At 66.4% G+C, this 16,138-nt stretch carries 14 protein-coding genes and 2 tRNA genes; 13 read left to right on the forward strand and 3 right to left on the reverse strand.

Annotation, left to right across the window (positions count from 1 at the left end; genetic code table 11):
* Positions 1-265: 265 nt before the first annotated feature.
* From dnaN to ACIQLD_RS11990, 8 genes are all read left to right on the forward strand, one after another.
* Entirely contained in the window at positions 266-1,408 is a 1,143-nt protein-coding gene (gene dnaN / locus ACIQLD_RS11955) for a DNA polymerase III subunit beta (RefSeq protein ID WP_402608206.1), read from the forward strand.
* Positions 1,409-1,554: 146 nt separating this feature from the next.
* Entirely contained in the window at positions 1,555-2,298 is a 744-nt protein-coding gene (locus ACIQLD_RS11960; protein ID WP_402608207.1) for a cohesin domain-containing protein, read from the forward strand.
* Positions 2,295-4,163 carry an amidase family protein gene (locus ACIQLD_RS11965; RefSeq protein ID WP_402608208.1) on the forward strand — a complete coding sequence of 623 codons (1,869 nt, stop codon included), beginning with the start codon at positions 2,295-2,297 and terminating at the stop codon, positions 4,161-4,163. Before ACIQLD_RS11960 ends, ACIQLD_RS11965 begins: the two co-directional genes overlap by 4 nt.
* Before the next feature lie 90 nt (positions 4,164-4,253).
* Positions 4,254-5,447: a DNA replication/repair protein RecF gene (recF, locus tag ACIQLD_RS11970; protein ID WP_402608209.1), complete on the forward strand. Its 1,194-nt coding sequence runs from the start codon at positions 4,254-4,256 to the stop codon at positions 5,445-5,447.
* Positions 5,440-5,973: a DUF721 domain-containing protein gene (locus ACIQLD_RS11975; RefSeq protein WP_402608210.1), complete on the forward strand. Its 534-nt coding sequence runs from the start codon at positions 5,440-5,442 to the stop codon at positions 5,971-5,973. Before recF ends, ACIQLD_RS11975 begins: the two co-directional genes overlap by 8 nt.
* Positions 5,974-6,091: 118 nt before the next feature.
* Entirely contained in the window at positions 6,092-8,161 is a 2,070-nt protein-coding gene (gene gyrB / locus ACIQLD_RS11980; protein WP_021201381.1) for a DNA topoisomerase (ATP-hydrolyzing) subunit B, read from the forward strand.
* Positions 8,162-8,204: 43 nt separating this feature from the next.
* Positions 8,205-10,760 carry a DNA gyrase subunit A gene (gene gyrA, locus ACIQLD_RS11985; protein ID WP_402608211.1) on the forward strand — a complete coding sequence of 852 codons (2,556 nt, stop codon included), beginning with the start codon at positions 8,205-8,207 and terminating at the stop codon, positions 10,758-10,760.
* Positions 10,757-11,161, forward strand: coding sequence for a DUF3566 domain-containing protein (locus ACIQLD_RS11990; protein WP_017829919.1), 405 nt, complete (start codon positions 10,757-10,759; stop codon positions 11,159-11,161). Before gyrA ends, ACIQLD_RS11990 begins: the two co-directional genes overlap by 4 nt.
* 68 nt (positions 11,162-11,229) lie before the next feature.
* Here the strand turns inward: ACIQLD_RS11990 and ACIQLD_RS11995 are convergent, their stop codons facing one another.
* Positions 11,230-11,940: a VIT family protein gene (locus tag ACIQLD_RS11995; protein ID WP_402608212.1), complete on the reverse strand. Its 711-nt coding sequence runs from the start codon at positions 11,938-11,940 to the stop codon at positions 11,230-11,232.
* Between the two features lie 126 nt (positions 11,941-12,066).
* Here ACIQLD_RS11995 and ACIQLD_RS12000 point away from each other — a divergent pair, with 126 nt between their 5' ends.
* From ACIQLD_RS12000 to ACIQLD_RS12020, 5 genes are all read left to right on the forward strand, one after another.
* Entirely contained in the window at positions 12,067-13,335 is a 1,269-nt protein-coding gene (locus ACIQLD_RS12000) for a sensor histidine kinase (protein WP_402608213.1), read from the forward strand.
* Positions 13,323-14,012 carry a LuxR C-terminal-related transcriptional regulator gene (locus tag ACIQLD_RS12005; protein WP_402608214.1) on the forward strand — a complete coding sequence of 230 codons (690 nt, stop codon included), beginning with the start codon at positions 13,323-13,325 and terminating at the stop codon, positions 14,010-14,012. Before ACIQLD_RS12000 ends, ACIQLD_RS12005 begins: the two co-directional genes overlap by 13 nt.
* Positions 14,009-14,935, forward strand: coding sequence for a hypothetical protein (locus ACIQLD_RS12010; protein ID WP_402608215.1), 927 nt, complete (start codon positions 14,009-14,011; stop codon positions 14,933-14,935). Before ACIQLD_RS12005 ends, ACIQLD_RS12010 begins: the two co-directional genes overlap by 4 nt.
* 85 nt (positions 14,936-15,020) lie before the next feature.
* Positions 15,021-15,094: transfer RNA gene (locus tag ACIQLD_RS12015), tRNA-Ile, on the forward strand.
* A 26-nt stretch (positions 15,095-15,120) separates the two neighbouring features.
* Positions 15,121-15,193 (forward strand) — tRNA-Ala (locus ACIQLD_RS12020).
* 70 nt (positions 15,194-15,263) lie between these two features.
* Here the strand turns inward: ACIQLD_RS12020 and ACIQLD_RS12025 are convergent.
* The gene (locus tag ACIQLD_RS12025; protein WP_402608216.1) at positions 15,264-15,710 is read right to left on the reverse strand and encodes a GNAT family N-acetyltransferase; all 447 of its coding nucleotides are present in this window, start codon (positions 15,708-15,710) and stop codon (positions 15,264-15,266) included.
* Between the two features lie 30 nt (positions 15,711-15,740).
* Positions 15,741-16,115: an HNH endonuclease gene (locus ACIQLD_RS12030; RefSeq protein WP_402608217.1), complete on the reverse strand. Its 375-nt coding sequence runs from the start codon at positions 16,113-16,115 to the stop codon at positions 15,741-15,743.
* Positions 16,116-16,138: the final 23 nt, after the last annotated feature.

Below are 16,138 nucleotides of genomic sequence, written 5' to 3' on the forward strand. Positions count from 1 at the left end.
CAGGGTTTCCACAACTGACAACTGTGTAGTTCCCTACTCTTTCTTGCTATCCACCGAGTTATCCACAGTATCCACAGCTGTTAACACCGTTAAGGAGTTAAGTCATTCAAGGCGCGATCCGATCACCAGACGGTGGGGAGAACCGGTCGACCGAATGACAGGAACCTCGGCGTAGGGATACGCGGGACTGTGGGGCTAGCATGGGAAGCCCTGCACCGGCAGGGCCGACGACAACGCGTCACAGTTCGACGACAAGGGAGCACCCGTGAGGTTTCAGGTCAACCGCGATGTCTTCAGCGAGGCTGTGTCGTTCGTCGTCAAGCTTCTGCCGCAGCGCAATCCTCAGCCGATCCTGGCCGGAGTCCTGATCGAAGCCGACGGTTCCGGTCTGACGCTCTCGGCGTTCGACTACGAGGCTTCCGCCCGGACGACCATCGAAGCGACGGTCGAGACACCCGGCACGATCCTCGTGCACGGTCGGCTGCTCTCCGACATCGCCAGCAGACTTCCCAATGCGCCGATCGAGATCGCCGTCGAGGAAGACGGCGGCATCGCCGTCACCTGCGGCTCGGCACGATTCACACTCGCAGCCATGCCCGTCGAGGAATACCCGTCGATCCCCGAGGTGACAGGCTCGTCCGGCGTGGTTCCCGCAGACGACTTCGGCACTGCCATCGCCCAGGTCGGATTCGCGGCATCCCGCGACGACGTGACCCCCGTCCTCACCGGCGTGCAGCTCGAAGTCTCCGGCCACAGCCTGAGCCTCGTCGCCACAGACCGCTACCGCGTCTCGCTCCGCGATGTGCCGTGGGATGGCGAGGCAGTCGAGGCGACGGCACTGGTCCCCGCCCGCACCCTGCTCGAGGTCGGCAAGACCTTCGGGCACGCCGGCACGATCCAGGTGGCATTCTCCGGAGCGGGAGACCGTGAGATCATCGCCTTCACCGCGGGCAACAAGACGGTCACATCTCTCCTGATCAAGGGCAACTTCCCGCCTGTACGCCGACTGTTCCCCGAGCAGACGGACCACTACGCGGTCGTGAACACCGCAGACCTTGTCGAGGCCGTTCGCCGAGTCTCACTCGTGCTCGATCGTGCCGCTCCCCTGCGTTTCACGTTCTCGAACGACAGCGTCACGATGGACGCCTCCGGCGGAGACCATGCACGCGCATCCGAGTCGGTCGACGCGATCCTCTCCGGTGGCGACGAGGTCACGCTGGGCCTGAACCCGCAGTACCTGATCGAGGCTCTCGGCGCGGTCAAGAGCGAGTTCGTGCGCGTCACGTTCACGTCGAGCGACAACGCCAACAAGCTGAGCCCCGTGCTCATCACGAGCCAGACCTCGGTCGATCAGGCGGGGCTCGATTCGTTCAAGTACCTGCTCCAGCCGAACCTCCTCCTGCGCTGAGCCTTCAGTTTCCGGCCGTTACGTGCCGGAAACAGCGACGCTCAGAACGCGAAACACCCGACTGCGAGAGTCAGCCGTGCCCCAGAGCACGGCTGCTCGCATAGCCGTGCCGCCGCGCTCGTCTCTCCAGACGAAAGACGGTTCGCATGCCCCAGAAACCTCCTCCCCTCCGGCGGCTGCGCCCGCACAGCACCGGTATCGTGATCGCCGCGATGGCCTTCCTGGCGTTCGGTGCCGCATCGCCGGCTTCCGCTGCCACGGGCCAGGTCGCCTATGACACGGTTTCGCTATCGGGCACGCCGTCTGCGGTGAAGGTCGGCGACACCGTCACCGTCTCCGCGGTCTTCACCGGCTTGGTGGATGCCTACGCGTACGAGCTCGACATCGCCTACGACCCCGAGCTGCTCGCCTTCGTGGCCGACAGCGAACTGCTGCCGGCGGGTGGCTTCGCATCGACTGGCGATAGCGGAACCGAGATCGCCGTGACCGCGACGCGGCTCGGCACCTCGCCCGGGCTGACGGGTACGCAGACTCTTGTGACGCTCAGATTCACGGCTCTCGACGAAGGCGACGCGGCGATCGCCATCTCTTCTGGTCGCATCGTGGGCTCGGACGCGCAGACCGCCACCATCGATCCGGATGGGACGGGTGCATCGACGACCGTGGAGATCTCGGCTGTCGATACAGCGGAGCCGGGTTCGGGAGTCGACGGCTCCGAGGGGACGGGTCCCGGTTCGGGGCCGCGATCCGGGACAGGGTCGGGCACCACAGCGGACGGCTCACTCGCGGGCACGGGTACTGATGCTGCCCCGTGGCTGATCCTCGGTGCCGGCGCTGTCGCCGCCATCGCCGCGGGCGTCGTCATCGCTCTCCGACGGAGGATCCGATGACCACGGCTCCCGCCAGCACACAGATCCCGAAGAACAGGAGAGAGAACATCGTGAAGAAGACCACGCTTCGGACCATCGTCGCCGTCTCGGTCACCGGAGCGGCGATCGTCGGCGGGGGTCTGGCAGGAGGTACGGCAGTCGCGGCGCCGACTTCCGCATCCGTGAGTCTGCCGCCGTACTACAGCGAGCTCGATGTGACAGGGGATGCGATGGTCACCGTCGCGGATCTCTCGCTCGCGGGCGAGTGGCTCGGTCTGACGGCGGCCTCTCCGGATTGGCCGCGCGCGTCGACCGTCGATACTGATGCGGACGGAGAGGTCACGATTCTCGATCTTGCGGATCTCTCGCGGCGCATCATCTACGACGACGGACCGTTCGAGCTCGTCGAAGCCTCGGTGATCGACATGCAGGCGGCCATGAACGCGGGGATCGCGAGCTCGCAGAGCATCACCCAGGAGTACCTCGATCGAATCGCGGCCTACGATCGTGCGGTCGTACCGGGAGGAAGTCGCCCCCTGAACTCGATCATCACGGTGAACCCCCAGGCGCGGGCGGATGCGCAGGAGGCTGATGCGATCCGTGCGTCCGAGGGGATGACCAGCATGCTGCTGGGCGTGCCGATAGCGCTGAAGGACAACTACGACACGGTCGACATGGTGACCACGGGCGGATGCGCGTGTTGGAATGCGAATCAGACGGCCACCGATGCATCGATGGTCACGGGCCTGCGCGTTGACGGTGCCGTGATCCTTGCGAAGGCGAGTCTCGACGAGTTCGCCTACGGGTTCGTCTCCGAGTTCTCGTCGTTCCAGGACCCGGGCTCGACATCCCTGGTCGCGAGCCCCTACGACACCACGAAGACCGCCGGCGGTTCGAGCGGAGGCACGGGTGCCGCGATCGCGGCGAACCTCGCCGCGATCGGCTTCGGCACCGATACCGGTGGCTCGATCCGGGTTCCCTCGTCGTACAACCAGCTCGTCGGTGTTCGTCCCACCGTGGGCCTGGCGAGCCGAGACGGCATCATCCCGCTGGCCCTTTCGCAGGACACCGGGGGACCGATGGCACGATCTGTCATCGACGCGGCCGTCGCGCTCGACGCGGTGGTCGGAGTCGATGGTGCGGATCCCGTCACTGCACGGCAACAGGGTCGGGTTCCCGAGTCGTACACCTCGTTCCTCGACACGGATGCGCTCCAGGGCGCACGTATCGGCTACGTGACGTCGATGGTGGGGAACAACACCGGGACGGTTCGACTGTTCACCGAGGCGACCGCTGCCTTGACCGCGCAGGGCGCGACCGTCGTGCCCGTGACACCTCCGGCGGGCCTGGCCGCGGTATTGAACGAGGGCTCCGGATCGACGAACGAGTTCCTGCACGATCTCGACGAGTACATCGCCACCCACCTCGGGCCGGCCGTCGAAGCACGGACGCTGTCGGACATCCTCGCGACGAACAGTTTCGTGACCTCACGACGATCGATCTACGAGACACGCAACGCCGTGACTGAAGCGACGTACGAGGCGTGGGCGGGCGAGACAGGTTCGCACACGGTGCAGATCGCGGCGGGCAAGACCCTCGTGACGCAGATGATGGAGGATCTCGACCTCGACGCGATCATCTATCCGAGCACGAACGCGTACGGCACCCAAGGCACCAACATGAGGTTGAGTCCCAACACCGGGATGCCGTCCGTGACCGTTCCGATGGGGCAGACGGCGTCCGGCGAGACTCTGCCCGGCAGCGGGGTGAACCTGGAATTCCTCGGACGGGACTTCGACGAGGGCACCTTGCTGGGTCTGGCCTATGCGTTCGAGCAGACGACGGGTGCCCGCACCTCGCCGTCGCTCTACGGACCGCTTCCGTGATCCCGGCCGGCGACTGCTCGACGAGATCGAGTGGTCGCCGGCCCGAATCCGCCGGAGGGGGATGTCAGGCCCCGAAGGTAGGCTGACTGCGTGATTGTGGAACACCTGAGCCTGGTCGACTTCCGCAATTACGCGACCGCTGAACTCACCCTTCACCGTGGGCCGAACGTCCTCGTCGGGCGCAACGGTCAGGGCAAGACGAATCTGGCCGAGGCCGTCGTCTTCCTCGCCACGCTCGGGTCGCACCGGGTGTCGTCGGATGCGCCGATGGTCCGCGATGGGCAGGAGTTCGCGGTGATCCGTGCCCGACTGTCGCACGGAGAGCGTCGCGTGCTCGCCGAGATCCAGGTGAACAGGCAGGGATCGAACAAGGCCCGCATCAACGGATCACCGTCGAAGCCGAACGAACTCCCCCGATACGCACACGTGGTGCTGTTCGCCCCGGAAGACCTGCAGATCGTGCGGGGGGATCCGTCGGCACGGCGTCGCTTCACCGATCAGCTCCTCATCCAGCGGACTCCCCGACTCGCCGCCGTGCTCGGCGACTACGACCGCGTGCTCAAGCAGCGCAATGCTCTGTTGAAGTCGGCACGCGCCCGCGGCATTCGCGGTGAAGGCCTGAGCACCCTCGATGTGTGGGACGACAAGCTGGTCTCCCTCGGGTCGGAGATCATCACTGCCCGTCAGCGTCTGGCAACCGATCTGCAGCAGCCGGTCGCCGACGCCTACGAGGCGATCGCCGGTGCCGATCATCGTCCGCAACTGGAATGGGCGCTCTCGGTCGGCGGCGGAGATCCCGAAGAGGGAGAAGAGGGGGCGGAAGTCGCCGCGACCGGTACGTCCGTCGACAGGCTCAGCGATCCGATCCGCATCGCCGAGCTGTTTCGGGCATCGCTCGCGGCGAAGCGATCGAAGGAACTCGATCGCGGGCTGACCCTCACCGGTCCGCACCGTGACGACCTGGTTCTGCGGGTTCGCGACCTCCCGGTGAAGGGGTACGCCTCGCACGGGGAGTCGTGGTCGGTGGCGCTCGCCCTCCGACTCGCGTCGGCCGAGCTGCTGCGCAGCGAGTCGCCTGCCGGTGACCCGGTGCTCATCCTCGATGACGTCTTCGCCGAGCTCGATGCCGACCGTCGACAGCGACTGGCGGCCCTGACGGCGGGGTACGAGCAGGTGGTGGTCACGGCAGCGGTGGAGGAGGATATCCCCGAGGTGCTGCATGCCCACGTGGTGCGGATCAGCGCCGGGACCATCAGCGATGAGCGGGAGGCATCCGATGAATGACGCGGCATCGACTCCCCCGGCATCGACTCCGGTCCCTTCCTCTCCGGCAGCCGAGGTGCCGGAGACGGTGGGCACGTATCTGCGACTTCGTGGACTGCAGCCGAGCTCCAAGAGCTGGAAGCGCAAGCGCCGCATCGCCACCGACGACGACAACGCCCCGTTCACTCCGGGGCGTGATCCCGGCGCGCTCGGTGCGGTGCTCGACAAGCTGAGTCGGGATTCCGGCTGGCAGATCACCCTTGCTCGGGAAGATCTCGTGCGCCAGTGGGCCGATCTCGCCGGTGCCGACACTGCCAAGCACTCCGAGCCGGTCTCGCTGGAGCGCGGTCTGCTCACGGTGAAGTGCGACTCGACGGCGTGGGCGAAGAACCTGCAGTTCATGCGGGCGACGATTCTCACCGAGATCGGCCGACGGTATCCGGATGCGGGCGTCGAGAATCTCCGCTTCATCGGACCGGACGTCCCCTCGTGGAAATGGGGTCCCAGAGCCGTTCCAGGACGGGGCCCGCGCGATACCTACGGGTAGGGCACCACGCAAGGGGTCCGAAACGCTCAGAGGCCCACACACGGCCGTTGAGCGGCATTTCCCGACGAAACTCCGCTAGAATGGGAGTTCGTGATATCGATGTGGAGAATGCCCTCTGATGACGCCTGAATCCCCTGCTGACGAGACGGAATCGAACACCGGGGGAACCCCCGCAACCGAGGGCACCATCGCACCCAAGGCGAAGCAGCCTGGTGAGTACGGTGCGGATTCGATCCAGATCCTCGAAGGCCTCGAGGCCGTGCGCAAGCGCCCCGGCATGTACATCGGGTCCACGGGTCCTCGAGGTCTCCACCACCTGGTCTACGAGATCGTCGACAACTCGGTCGATGAGGCACTGGCCGGATACGCCGACACGATCTTCGTGACCATGCTCGCCGACGGCGGCGTGCGCGTCGTCGACAACGGTCGTGGCATCCCGGTCGATCCGCACTCGTCCGACCCCAACAAGTCGACGGTCGAGGTCGTGCTCACCATCCTGCACGCCGGCGGAAAGTTCGGCGGCGGCGCCTACGCGGTCTCCGGTGGTCTGCACGGTGTCGGATCGTCCGTCGTGAACGCGCTGTCGACGCGCTTCGACGTCGAGGTCAAGCAGAAGGGCTTCGTCTGGCGGCACAGCTTCGCCGACGGCGGCATCCCGCAGCAGAAGCTCGAGAAGGGCGAGGCGACCGAGGAAACCGGAACGAGCATCACGTTCTGGCCCGACGCCTCGATCTTCACCGAGACGATCGAGTTCGAGTACGACACCCTCCGCACGCGCTTCCAGCAGATGGCGTTCCTCAACAAGGGCCTTCGCATCGAGCTGCGCGATGAGCGCGAGTCCTCGGCGTACGAGGTCGAGGAAGACGGGGCGACCGTCACCAAGCAGCCCGGTGATGTCTTCTTCTACGAGCGCGGTCTCGTCGACTACGTCGAGTACCTCAACAAGGTGCGTCACGCCGAAGTCGTCAACGACGAGATCATCGCGTTCGAATCGGAAGACACCGAGCGCAAGATCTCGCTCGAGGTCGCGATGCAGTGGACCACCTCGTACACCGAGAACGTGTTCACCTACGCCAACACGATCAACACCCATGAAGGTGGAACCCACGAAGAGGGCTTCCGTGCGGCTCTGACCACCCTGGTCAACAAGTACGCCCGCGCGAACAACCTCCTCAAGGAGAAGGACGACAACCTCTCCGGCGACGACGTGCGCGAGGGTCTGACGGCTGTCATCTCGATCAAGCTCGGCGAGCCCCAGTTCGAGGGCCAGACCAAGACCAAGCTCGGCAACACCGAGGCGAAGGCGTTCGTGCAGAAGGTCGTCGGCGATCAGCTCGGAGACTGGTTCGAGCGCAACCCGAACCAGGCGAAGAACGTCATCCGCAAGGCGATCGACGCCGCGACCGCTCGCCTCGCCGCCCGCAAGGCGCGCGAGACCGCCCGCCGCAAGAGCGTCTTCGAGTCGGCCGCCATGCCAGACAAGCTCAAGGACTGCACCAGCAAGGACCCGTCGATCAGCGAGATCTTCCTGGTGGAGGGTGACTCGGCCGGCGGTTCGGCGGTGCAGGGTCGCGATCCGCACACGCAGGCGATCCTGGCCCTCCGCGGCAAGATCCTCAACGTCGAGCGTGCGCGTCTGGACAAGGCGCTGGGCAACAAGGAAGTCCAGGCGATGATCCAGGCCTTCGGCACGGGCATCGGCGAAGAGTTCGACATCGAGAAGGCGCGCTATCACAAGATCGTGCTGATGGCCGATGCCGACGTCGATGGCCAGCACATCACCACGCTGCTGCTGACGCTTCTCTTCCGCTACATGCGCGGTCTCATCGAGGCCGGCTTCGTGTACCTCGCGATGCCGCCGCTGTACCGCCTGAAGTGGTCGAACTCCGCTCACGAGTACGTGTTCAGCGACGCCGAGCGCGACGCCCTGCTCAAGCACGGCATCGACAACGGCAAGCGGATCCCGAAGGACGCCGGCATCCAGCGCTACAAGGGTCTCGGTGAGATGAACCCGAAGGAGCTGTGGGAGACGACGATGGATCACACCACGCGCACCCTGCAGCAGATCACCATCGAGGACGCCGCCGCGGCCGACGAGATCTTCAGCGTGCTGATGGGCGAGGACGTCGAGTCCCGACGCAGCTTCATCCAGCGCAACGCCAAGGACGTCCGCTTCCTCGACATCTGATGCCCGCGGGCTCAGACCAGATGTGTGACAGAGAGATTGATTCATGACTGACGAAGAACGCACCGAGCCGGAACACGATCACGGCAAGATCGACCAGGTCGACCTGCAGTCGGAGATGCAGCGCAGCTACCTCGACTATGCGATGGCCGTCATCGTGGGACGCGCGCTCCCCGACGTGCGCGACGGGCTCAAGCCCGTGCACCGCCGTGTGATCTACGGCATGTACGACGGCGGGTTCCGCCCCGACAAGTCGTTCTCGAAGTGCGCCCGTGTGGTGGGCGAGGTCATGGGCCAGTACCACCCGCACGGCGACTCGGCGATCTACGACGCCCTCGTGCGACTGGTGCAGCCGTGGTCGCTGCGGTACCCGCTGGCTCTCGGCCAGGGCAACTTCGGTTCGCCGGGCAACATGGGGGCCGCAGCTCCGCGATACACCGAGACCAAGATGGCCCCGCTCGCGCTCGAGATGGTGCGCGACATCGAGGAAGACACCGTCGACTTCACCGACAACTACGACGGTCAGACGCAGGAGCCGACGGTCCTGCCGGCCCGTTTCCCGAACCTGCTCGTCAACGGTTCCGTCGGCATCGCGGTCGGCATGGCCACGAACATCCCGCCGCACAACCTGCGCGAGGTGTCCGACGCGGCCCTCTGGGCACTCGACAACCCCGGCATCTCCCGTGAGGAACTGCTCGAGGGACTCATCCAGCGCGTCCCCGGTCCTGACTTCCCGACCGGTGCGCAGATCCTCGGCACCAAGGGCATCCACGAGGCGTACCGCACCGGTCGCGGCTCGATCACGATGCGCGCGGTCGTCAACGTCGAGGAGATCCAGGGCCGCACCTGCCTCGTCATCACCGAGCTGCCGTACCAGGTCAACCCCGACAACGTGGCCGTGAAGATCGGTGACCTCGCCCGTGACGGCAAGATCACCGGTATCGCCGACATCCGCGACGAGTCGTCGGACCGCACGGGTCAGCGCCTGGTCGTCGTGCTCAAGCGCGACGCGGTGGCGAAGGTCGTGCTGAACAACCTCTACAAGCACACGCAGCTGCAGGAGAACTTCGGCGCGAACATGCTCGCGATCGTCGACGGCGTGCCGCGCACCCTCGCGATCGACGGCTTCATCACGCACTGGATCTCCCACCAGATCGACGTCATCGTCCGGCGCACGGAGTTCCGTCTGCGCGAGGCCGAGAAGCGCATGCACATCCTGCGCGGATACCTGAAGGCGCTCGATGCCCTCGACGAGGTCATCGCGCTCATCCGTCGGTCCCAGACCACGGCGGACGCGAACGAGGGACTCCAGAAGCTCCTCGACATCGACGAGGTCCAGGCCGACGCGATCCTGCAGATGCAGCTGCGCCGTCTCGCGGCCCTCGAACGCCAGAAGATCATCGACCAGGCGAACGAGCTCGAGGCGCAGATCACCGACTACAAGGCGATCCTGGCCGACGAGGGTCGTCAGCGCACGATCATCCGCGAAGAACTGACGGGCATCGTCGACCGCTTCGGCGACGAGCGTCGCACGCACATCCTGCACGGTTTCGACGGCGACGTCTCGATGGAAGACCTCATCGCCGAAGAGGAGATGGTCGTCACCGTCACGCGCGAGGGGTACATCAAGCGCACGCGCAGCGACAACTACCGTTCCCAGCACCGCGGTGGCAAGGGCGTCAAGGGCGCGCAGCTGCGCGCCAACGACATCGTCGAGCACTTCTTCGTGACGACGACGCACCATTGGCTGCTGTTCTTCACCGACAAGGGTCGCGTCTACCGTGCGAAGACCTACGAGGTGCCCGAGGCCGGTCGCGACGCGAAGGGCATGCACGTCGCCAACCTGCTCGCTCTGCAGCCGGACGAGAACATCGCGCAGGTGCTCGACATCCGCGACTACCAGGTGGCGGATTACCTGGTGCTCGCGACCCGCGAGGGTCTCGTCAAGAAGACGCGACTCGAGGCATACGACACCAATCGTCAGGGTGGCGTCATCGCGATCCGCCTGAACGATGAGGACGAGCTCGTCAGCGCGCTGCTCGTGAACGCCGAGGACGACATCCTCCTCATCAGCCGCCGCGGCATGTCGGTGCGCTTCGAGGCGACCGATGAGGCCCTGCGACCGATGGGTCGTGCGACGGCCGGTGTGCGTGGCATGAAGTTCAAGATCGACCAGGACTGCCTGCTCTCGGCATCCGTCGCAGCGCCGGGCAAGTTCGTCTTCGTCGTGACCGACGGAGGGTACGCGAAGCGCACCGCTGTAGAGGAATACCGGGTGCAGGGACGCGGCGGAACAGGCATCAAGGTCGCCAAGCTCAACGATGATCGGGGCACTCTCGCGGGTGGTCTGATCGTCTCCGAGGACGACGAGGTCTTGGTGGTTCTCTCCAGCGGCAAGGTGGTACGCTCTGCCGTGGCCGAGGTCCCCGCCAAGGGTCGAGACACCATGGGAGTGGTGTTCGCCCGGACGACGGAGGCCGACCGCATCCTCGCCATCGCCCGTAACGGTGAGCGCGGACTCGCCGAAGACGAGGCGGATGCGGAGGATGCCGAGACCCAGGCCCCCGAGACGACAGAGACCCCCGAGGATACAGACGCATGAGTACAGTGGCCGACAAGCTGGCGAAGAAGTCGACCCGCAAGACCAGCGGCAAGCAGGTACGCCTTCGACTGGTCTACGTGGACTTCTGGTCGGCCGTGAAGCTCTCGTTCCTCGGAGCGGTGGCCCTCGCGGTCGTCACGATGGTCTCGTTCTTCCTCATCTTCCTGGTGTTCCAGGCGACGGGGATCATGACCACGGCGGAGAGCTTCCTGCTCGGCATCACCGACAACACGTTCGTGCTCTCCGAGGTCGTCGGACTTCCGCAGGTGATGGCGTTCGCGGCCGTGGTCGCGATCCTGAACCTGATCGTCTTCACGGTGCTCGGCGCCGTCGTCGCCGGAATCTACAACCTCGCGGTGAAGGTGACGGGCGGACTGCTCGTCGGCTTCATGTCGAACTGATCCTCGGAACGGATCAGACCAAGGGCGGATGCTACGGCATCCGCCCTTCGTCGTTCCTCTTCCCCGGTCTAGACGACGCCCGTGGTGCCGAGGAGGGTGCCGATCAGCCAGGTGGCGGCCAACGCGAGCGCGCCACCGATGACCAGTCGGATGGATGCGCGCACCGGCGCCGAGCCTCCGATCCTCGCCGACACCGCCCCGGTCACGGCCAGAGCGATGAGGACGGCGACGAAGGTGACGGGGACGCGCCATTGCGGAGGGGGGAGCAGGATCGCCAGCAGCGGCAGCAGTGCGCCGAGGGTGAAGGCGACGGCGGAAGAAATCGCGGCGTGCCAGGGGTTGACGAGATCGTTCTGATCGATGCCGAGCTCGACCTCCAGATGGGCCGAGAGGGCGTCGTGCGCGGTGAGCTCCTCCGCCACCTGCCGCGCCGTCTCCTCGGTGAGGCCGCGATCGCGGTAGAGCGCGGTGAGTTCGGCCAGCTCGGCCGTCGGCATGGTCCGCAACTCCTCGCGTTCTTTCGCGATCAGGGCGCGCTCACTGTCGCGCTGGCTGCTCACCGAGACGTACTCGCCGAGCGCCATGGAGATCGCTCCGCCGACGAGGCCGGCGATGCCCGCGGTGAGGAGTGCGGCGTTGTCGGTCGTGGCGCCGGCGACTCCGACCACGAGTGAGGCCACCGAGACGATGCCGTCGTTCGCTCCGAGAACTCCGGCGCGCAGCCAGTTCAGTCGCTGACCGAGACCGGCGCCGTGCGGTTCACCTTCGTGGGCTGTCATGCCCCCAGTGAAGCAGACGGGCGGCCGGAGAGGGAGGGAGACCGGGACGGTCATTACGGAAAACCCGAATCGGAGTGTCCGGTTGACTCGGTATCGAGCCCACCCGGCCAGCCGTACCTTGGAACCATGACCACTCAGACTGCGACCCCGGCTCCCGCAACGGCGGTGAAGCCGCCGTTGCGCATCTTCCTCACGATCCTGCATCTGGCAGGTGTCGGCATCCTCGGCGGGGCCATCTTCGGCATGCTCGGCGGGCTCCTCGGCACCGGCCTCGGGCTTCTGTTCGCCGCCGGCATCGGACTCGTGTTGCTGGTGGGACTGGTCTACGCGCTGTACGGCGTGGGCTGGTTCGAGGTCGCCCGTGTCGGCGCGCTGTACCGCACCCCCATCGCACCGCTGCGCCTGCAGCCACTCGATCGTCCCGGTTTCGTCGGCTGGCTGCGAGCTCTCGGTCGCCAGGCGATCGATGGGCGCATGTGGCGCGCGGTCGCCAACTTCGCCATCTCCGCCCTTCTCGGCTGGGTCGTGCTCCGCCTGTTCTGGGGCCTGGTCTGGTCGATCATCATCTCGTTCGCGCCCCTCACCGCTGCGGATTCGGTCATGGGACCGTTCGGTGGCGGAGGCATCCCGGTCGCATGGGCCCCGCTGGTCGGCATCCTGGGCATCGCGGCGTGCGTCGTCGGAATGATCGGCCTGGCGCTGCTGCACCGCACACTCTCGCTCGCGATCGTGATCCGCAGCAAGGAGACCGAGCTCACCGAGCGCGTGCGCACCACGACGGCCCAGCGGGAAGGCGCCGTGCGCGCCGCCGATGTCGAGCGCACTCGCATCGAGCGCGATCTGCACGACGGCGTTCAGCCACGGCTCGTCTCGGTCGGCATGACGCTCGGCCTCGCGCAGCAGAAGATCGACAGCGACCCGGACGCCGCGAAGGAGCTGATCAACGAGGCACACACCTCGACCAAGGCCGCCATCACCGAACTGCGTCAGCTCGCTCGCGGCATCCACGCCTCCGTGCTCGACGACAGGGGGCTCGATGCCGCACTGTCGGCCCTCGCCGGGCGGTCGCACATCCCCGTACACCTCGACGTGCGCATGGACGGCCGTTGCAGTCGGGAGGCCGAGGCCGCCGTCTACTTCTCGATCGCCGAGTCCTTGACCAATGCGGCGAAGCACTCCCGGGCCAGCGAGGCGCGAGTGATCGTGCGACTCCGCGAGGGCAATACGCTCTGGGCGCGGGTCGAGGACAACGGCATCGGCGGCGCGCAGGTGCAGCCTGGCGGAGGACTCGACGGGATCGCGAACCGCATCTTGGCCGCGGGCGGAACCTTCCGCCTCGACAGTCCCCAGGGCGGGCCGACCAGCCTGGAGGTGAACGTACCGTGCGCATCCTGATCTGCGAGGACTCGGTCCTTCTCCGCGAGGGCCTGGTCCGTCTGCTCGAAGACGCCGGCCACGAGGTGGTCGCCGCCCTCCCCGACATCGAGGGTCTGGATGAGGCCGTCGCCACCACATCGCCCGACCTGTGCATCCTGGATGTACGCCTCCCGCCGACGTTCACCGATGAGGGAATCCGAGCCGCTCTCGGTCTGCGCTCGACGCATCCGTCGCTCGCCATCCTCGTGCTCTCGCAGTACGTCGAAGAGCGGTACGCATCCGATCTGATCGCCGCGCAGGGTGGGCCACTCGGCTACCTGCTCAAGGACAGGGTCGCCGATGTCTCCGAGTTCCTCGCCTCCGTGCAGCGGATCTCCGAGGGCGCCACCGTGCTCGACCCGGAGGTCGTCGCCCAGCTGCTGATGCGCCGCAACCGCGACGATCGGATGCTGCGGCTCACCGAGCGCGAGCGCACCGTGCTCGCACTGATCGCCGAGGGGAAGTCGAACCAGGCGATCGCGGGGCTGCTGTTCCTCTCGGAAGCGAGTGTCGAGAAGCACATCACCTCCATCTTCCAGAAGCTGGGCTTCGAGCAGGACGAGTCGGGAAACCGCCGCGTGCTCGCCGCCCTCGCACACATCGAGAACACCGGTGGCCCGACGCCGCCGACCGGCCAGACAGGAGTGGCACGATGACCACCGACGACAACGGCGTCCAGGGCGAGCACACCCCGCTCACCCCGCCGCCCGCTTCCCCGCCCCAGGTACCTGAACCGCAGGCGGCTCCACCCTCTCCCTCCGCACCCCCGAGCGGACGCACCCCCGGGGCGACCGCAGTCATGGTCGTGACGGCGGTGGTCGGGGGGCTCGCGCTTCTCGGCGCCGGAGGCACGGCCGCCGCCGCCGCGGCGGGGACCATCGTGTCGTCGAGTCGCCCGGATTCCGTGCAGAACGTGAACGTCGACGGTCTGGAGAGCATCGACCTCTCTGCCGACGCCAGCAGCATGCGGGTCGAGTTCGGCGATGTCGACGAGGCCACGCTCGCCATCACGAACGGGCGCGGTACGCCGTGGACGTTCGAACGCGACGGCGATGAGTTGGTCGTGCGGAGCCCGCAAGGAGTGTTCGGGTGGTGGATCGGCGGCTGGTTCGGTGACGAGGAGATCGCCGTGCTCACGCTCCCGGAGAGCCTTCGTGATGCAGGAGTCGATGCCGACTTGAACCTCGATGCGGGCAGCCTCGATGTGAACGGCGATTTCGGTGTGCTCGACATCAGCGTGAGCGCCGGGGCGCTCGACGTCGAAGGGGCGGCGAAGGAGCTCGATGTGCAGATGAGCGCCGGCCGCGCCGACATCCTCCTCGATGGTGTATCCCAGGCGGACCTCGGCGTATCGGCCGGCGATCTCACGGTCGAGCTCACGGGGACCCCTCCGACAAGGACGGCCATCGACGTGAGCGCCGGGACTCTGGATCTGACGGTTCCCGACGTGGAGTACGCGATCTCTCAGGAGATCAGTGCGGGCACCCTGAACGCCGAAGTCGACGAGGCGTCGAGTGCGCGGAGGACGATCGAGGTCTCGCTCTCGGCGGGCACCGCGACCATCCGACCGGGCCGCTGAACACGTTCGAGGGGGAGGACACTCCCGGGTGCTCCCCCTCGATTCGGATTTTCCGTATTTCTCCGGTAAAGTCTTGGAGGTTGACGGGGCTATAGCTCAGGCGGTTAGAGCGCTTCACTGATAATGAAGAGGTCCCAGGTTCAAGTCCTGGTAGCCCCACTCCTTAACTCAAGAAAATCCCTCACGGGGCCTTAGCTCAGTTGGTAGAGCGCCTGCTTTGCAAGCAGGATGTCAGGAGTTCGAATCTCCTAGGCTCCACAGGATCGAGAAGCCCCTGGCACCTGCCGGGGGCTTCTTCTGCACCTGCTGGATGCCCCGGATCGACGTATCAGTCGAGGTCGATCTCGTAGTGGATCATGCCCGATCGGGTGGCGACACGGTCATAGAGTCCGCGTGCCGTGGTGTTCGTCTCCGCCGTGAGCCAGTAGACCTTCGCCGCACCCTGCTGCTCGGCCCACGCGCGGACGTGCGCGATCAGGGCCCGACCGACTCCGCCACCGCGCACGTTCGGGGCCACGAACAGGTCTTCGAGGTAGCAGTAGTCCGTCGTCGCCCACGTGGAGGGGTGCGTCAACCAGTGGACGATGCCCACGGCGGTGCCGTTCTCGTCGCGGGCGAGCGCTCCGTGGATGCCGGAATCGGAGTCGATGAGGCGCTCGAAGGTGGCAGCCGTGGTCGCCGCGTCGAGGTCTTCCTCGTAGAACGACAGATAGCCGCCCCACAGGGCATCCCACTCGGCACGGTCATCGGCTGTGATCGGTGCGATCGTCGTCATGACTCGAGAGTAGCGATGCGGTGCGGAGAATCACTCGGTGGGTCGAAGGGTCCGCAGGATCGTGGCGTGACGAACGAGGAACGTGCGTTCGTCGAGCTTCTTGCGGCGCAGCCAGCCGGTGACCTCGTCGTTGTGCTTGCTCGCGTTGCAGGAGGCGCAGGCCGGAACCACGTTCTCGAGCGTGTACCGGCCGCCGCGCGACACCGGCTGGATGCAGTCGCGCTGCAGGGCGGCGCCGTCTCCACCGCAGTACGCGCATCCGCCCCAGGCGTCCATCAGGTCGTACCACTGGTCGTCGGTGAGATCGTTGTCGACGCGGGCGAGCCGATTCTGGCGCCGTTTCGCGTAGCGCGCACGGGTCGCCGGCGACGCGGTGGCGGAGGAGACCTTGCGGCGGCGGCGCATGGGCCGATGCTATCGCGGTGAGC

It is taken from the genome of Microbacterium sp. NPDC091662, from assembly GCF_044756705.1.
In the GTDB taxonomy this organism is placed as follows: domain Bacteria; phylum Actinomycetota; class Actinomycetes; order Actinomycetales; family Microbacteriaceae; genus Microbacterium.